General features: G+C 43.4%; 2 protein-coding genes. Both read right to left on the bottom strand.

Translation table 11 applies throughout. The annotated features are described in order from the left end of the window. Positions 1-152 precede the first annotated feature (152 nt). A complete protein-coding gene (locus B7992_RS16065; RefSeq protein ID WP_088666803.1) occupies positions 153-1874 on the bottom strand; it encodes an ABC transporter ATP-binding protein in 1722 nt (573 codons plus the stop codon). A gap of 9 nt (positions 1875-1883) precedes the next feature. After that, positions 1884-3614, bottom strand: coding sequence for an ABC transporter ATP-binding protein (locus tag B7992_RS16060; RefSeq protein WP_088666802.1), 1731 nt, complete (start codon positions 3612-3614; stop codon positions 1884-1886). Positions 3615-3804: the final 190 nt, after the last annotated feature.

The raw sequence follows: 3804 nt of genomic DNA, 5'->3' as shown, positions 1-3804 counted from the left end.
GCGAATGTCAACAAAAAAGGGTGGCGAAGCCACCCACACATGTTGATGAAGAGCCTATTTTTTCATGGGTTTCATCGTCCAGGGCATAAGTGTGAAACGGGAACCAAGAATTTGATACCATTTTACTAATCCAGCTATGTTAAAAGTCTATTTTAGTTCAATAAATTCCAGCCGAAGGCATTGCTCCGGATTTTTAGGAAGCGACTGTAGATTCCATTCTTGTTGTTAAGTTCATCATGCTTGCCGTGCTCGGCAATAGTACCATGGTCGATTACTAGAATCTGGTCGGCATCGCGAATTGTATTCATTCGGTGGGCGATGGAAATAACCGTTTTTCCTGCAGTCAATTCCTTGATGGCATCTAGAAGGTCGGCTTCGTTTTCGGGATCCACAGAAGATGTGGCTTCGTCAAGAATGACTACGGGGGCATTTTTCAGGAGCGCTCTCGCAATGGAAATTCTCTGCTTTTCGCCACCCGAAAGCGAGCTTCCGCTTTCGCTAATCACTGTGTCATAACCATTTGGGAGTGCCATAATAAAGTCGTGACATTTTGCTTTCTTGGCTACGGCAACGATTTCTTCGTGGGTTGCATCCGGCTTTCCAAAACGAATGTTGTTTTCTATGGTGTCATTAAATAGATAAACTTTCTGGAAAACCATTGAAAAATAGGAGAGGAGTTCATCGGGCGTGTATTCGCGGATGTCGTGACCGCCAAAGGTAATGGAACCTTTCTTAACATCCCAAAAGCGAACAATCAGGTTGCAGAGAGTGGTCTTTCCACTTCCAGAGGAGCCAATGATCGCGCAGGATGTTTTTTCGGGAATGCTAGCAGTAACATTGGAGAGAATTGTTCTTGAATCGTAACCGAATTCCACATCCTTCATTTCAATGGAAAAGTTTTCGGGCTTTACCCCGGCTTTACCGATCATTTCGGGAATCTTGAAGGTTTCTTCCAATTGGCTTAGAGCTGTTTCAACTTGTTCCAAAAGGAAGGTTCCGTTGCCAAGCAATTCAATCTGACCATAGATGATAAATGCGGAAAGGAGGAACATCATGCCGTACGCAAAGTCAAGCATGCCGTAGAATGTCATAAAACTTGATACAAGTATAAGGATGCCGCTAAAAATGTAGAGTGTCCCGCGAAAGAGACTATGGGGCTTTATAATGGAGATTTCCATGGCTGTGTTTACCTTTTGGAATTCTTCAAAGCTCTTGTCGAGTTCATTACCGTTTTTTCTGCCAAAGGAGCGGACAACTGCGATACCACGGATGAATTCTAGTATATCAGAGGTTGTCTTTTCAACAATTCGATAGCGTTCCGGTGCAAACTGGACAGACTTTTTTTGGACCAGTGTCAAGGAAAACATCGAAAGTAAAATGCCAAGAATGGCAATGCAACCAATTCGCCAGTCAAAGAATATGAGGAATACAGAAACGGCTACGGACTGTAACAAGCCTCCAATGACATTTTCGACTGCAATCATGGTTCCATTTTCCAAATCGGTCATGGCGCTTGAAATGGTGTTGTTGATTTGACCGAGGGATTTCTTTGAAAAGTAACCCATTGGGGCTTGCTTTAACTTTTCGCCAAGTTCAAGGCGCTTATCGGTGTACACGATGTACCCTGCTGCAGCGAGGAACATGTTGATTAGATACTTGAGGATGATTTTTCCGACGAGGGCTACGGCAAGAATCCCTGTGGTCTGCCAGATGACGGTCATATTCAGGGAATTGATATGCATAAGTACCCATAGGAATGCCATGACCGAGAGGGAATTGAATCCTGCGTTTAATAGACCGCAGACAATGCCTCCATAAATGCGTTTCTTATGTGTTCCGCATACATTTAAGATGTTTTTTAAAGACTTGAACATTATCTACTCCTATTTCTCTGTAGCGGCGATGTGTTTTTCCCACATGTTCTTGTAAAGTGGGCTGTTTTGCATCAGCATATCGTGCGTTCCTTGACAGGAAAGCTTGCCGTCATCTATGACAAGGATGTTTTGGGCATTCTTGATTGTAGAGAGGCGATGGGCGATGATGATAAGGACCTTATCCTTCACGAGTTTTTCAAGAGCTTTCTGGATTTCGGCCTCGTTTTCTGGGTCGGCGTAGGCGGTAGCTTCATCGAGAATAATAATGTCTGCATTCTTGAGAATTGCGCGGGCGATGGTGATTCGCTGCCTTTCGCCACCGGAAAGTTTTCCACCGGCATCGCCAACCAAAGTGTTGTAGCCATTTTCTAGCTTTGTGATGAATTCGTGGCAGCCGGCAGATTTGGCTGCTTCGTAGATTTCTTCATCAGTTGCCGTGGGCCTTCCCATGCGGATATTTTCTTTAATCGAGCAGTTGAATAGGTAATTATCCTGGGCTACATAGCTAATCTTATCCATCTGCTGCTTAAATGGAATTTTCGTGAGAGGCGTCCCACCCAAAAGAATTTCACCTTGTGAAACATCCCAGAAACCAGCCATGAGCTTTGCAATGGTCGATTTTCCGCTTCCAGAGGGTCCGACAATTGCAGTAACGCCGGACTCGACGGTCTTAAAAGAAATATCCTTGAGAACAAGCTTCTCCTTATATCCAAAGGAGACATTCTTGAATTCAAATACATTTCCATTCAGTTTAGTCTCTTCGGTGGGGCGAACGAGATCCTTTTCGTTAAGAAAATCGTCAATCTGCTTAAGAGCCTGGAAAACGTTCGAGAAACTTTCTGCATAGCTCATTGTTGCAAGGATTGGGCTCGAAATGCCCATGCTAAGAATAGCGCAAGTCAAGAACGAGGCAAAAGTAATTTCTCCATTCATGAACAGGTATGCGCCCAATGGGAGAGTCACGAGCAACGTGGCAGATACGAGCGAAAGGCCTGCGGCAGAAAACATCCAACAATTTTTCCACCAGTCAAGGGTTGTGTCGCGGTAGTAAGTGCAAGCCCTAGAGAACTTGCTGAAAGAGGATGTTCCCTGATTGAATGCCTTAATTACTTCGATACCATTCACGTATTCTATAATGGCGTCGTTCATGTCGGCATTGGCCTTAAAATAGCGGGAAGACTTTTCCTTGTAGCCAATCATTTGCCCCATGGTTACTATAAAACCGATGGGGATTGTTGCTATGGCACCGAGTGCCATTCTCCAGTCAATTACAAAGAGTATGACAACGATAACGATGGGCGTAAATGTATTTGCCGCCATTTCCGGAACCATGTGCGCAAGAGGCTTTTCGATTTTTTGGACGGTTTCGATTACAAGCATCTTGTAACTGCCTGAAGCCTTGTCAAGCATGATGCCCATGGGAATGCGTTCCATCTTGTGGGTAAGTCTAATGCGGATATTCTTGAGTATTTCAAAGGTTGCTACATGGGAAATTATGGTAGAAATAGTGGAGAGAAGAATCTTTACTATGTATCCACCAATTCCAACAAGTCCCCAGATCAATATAAAATTAGCGGTAACAGAATGATTGTAAAAACCGTTCAGTAGTTGCGCAGTTGAATAGTAGGGGATGGTCCCCGCGAGAACTCCAACCACTGCGATGATTAAGGATGCTATTAGATTTGACTTTTTTTCTGCGGCAAAGTCGAATAGTATAGATAAGCTATTTTGTTTTTTCATATTAGCCTTCAAATATTTATTAGTCAAGGCTAATTTAAAAAAGAAGGTTTGTTTATTAAAGATTGAAAGGGGCAATTTTGCCCAAGTGGTTTATAGAATGTCTAATTGGAGCTAAAATTTTCATTAAAAAAAATCGGCTCTTCATCAACATGTGTGGGTGGCTTCGCCACCCTTTTTTGTTGACATTCGC

This window comes from Fibrobacter sp. UWH1, from assembly GCF_002210365.1.
In the GTDB taxonomy this organism is placed as follows: Bacteria; Fibrobacterota; Fibrobacteria; order Fibrobacterales; family Fibrobacteraceae; genus Fibrobacter.
The sequence above is the reverse complement of the archived record's forward strand: the minus strand, read 5'-3'. Positions and strand labels throughout refer to the sequence as shown.

What these genes read in the sequence shown, in the direction of transcription:
- B7992_RS16065 (WP_088666803.1), bottom strand. Translation starts at nt 1,874, where the DNA reads ATGTTCAAGTCTTTAAAAAACATCTTAAATGTATGCGGAACACATAAG.
- B7992_RS16060 (WP_088666802.1), bottom strand. Translation starts at nt 3,614, where the DNA reads ATGAAAAAACAAAATAGCTTATCTATACTATTCGACTTTGCCGCAGAA.